This window comes from Stenotrophomonas nitritireducens (assembly GCF_001431425.1).
Classification (GTDB): Bacteria; Pseudomonadota; Gammaproteobacteria; order Xanthomonadales; family Xanthomonadaceae; genus Stenotrophomonas; species Stenotrophomonas nitritireducens.
In genome coordinates this window covers 1-636 of record NZ_LDJG01000083.1, presented here as the reverse complement: position 1 = coordinate 636, position 636 = coordinate 1, and the positions used below count along the sequence as shown (strand labels likewise).

Annotated in this window: 1 pseudogene; it reads left to right on the top strand. The window is 65.9% G+C overall.

The features are described from left to right. Window positions 1–294, top strand: a pseudogene (locus ABB22_RS17520) (spermidine/putrescine ABC transporter substrate-binding protein PotF); the annotation flags it as partial. Window positions 295–636: the final 342 nt, after the last annotated feature.

Below are 636 nucleotides of genomic sequence, written 5' to 3'. Positions count from 1 at the left end.
CCTCTGTGGTTCGACATGCTGGCCATCCCGAAGGATGCCAAGCACCCGGAGAACGCCTATGCGTTCATCAACTACCTGCTCGAACCGCAGGTGGCCGCCAACAACACCAACGTCACCCATTACGCCAACCCGGTGAAGGCGGCCACGCCGCTGGTGGATGCGGCGATCCGCGAGGACAAGACCATCTACCCGCCGGAAGACGTGGCGGCGAAGATGTTCACCTACGCGATCAACCCGCCGGAAGTGGACAAGCTCTACACCCGGCTGTGGACCGAGATCAAGACCGGGCGCTGAACTGCGCATTGGCCTGGTTCCCCGGGGTTTGCAGGACAAACCCTGGGCCCCGGCTCGCCGTCCCCCATGCCTTTGGCACGCCCCCTTGGACTCCCGGGGGGCTTCTCCTTGGCCCGGCATTCCTGGTGCGCCACCCGGTCCATGCAGCGTCGAACAGGGCATTCCCGCGTGGAACGGCAGGGTGTCGCCGGCAAAACGCGGGGACTACACTACGCGCGTTTGCCCGTCCCGCCCGCTCCCGGAATCCTTCATGCCCGTTGATGCCAAGACCGACGTCCGGCCCGACGCCATCGCCCTGAACAGCGAGCCCGGCTACCTGTCCATCCGCGACCTGCGCAAGGA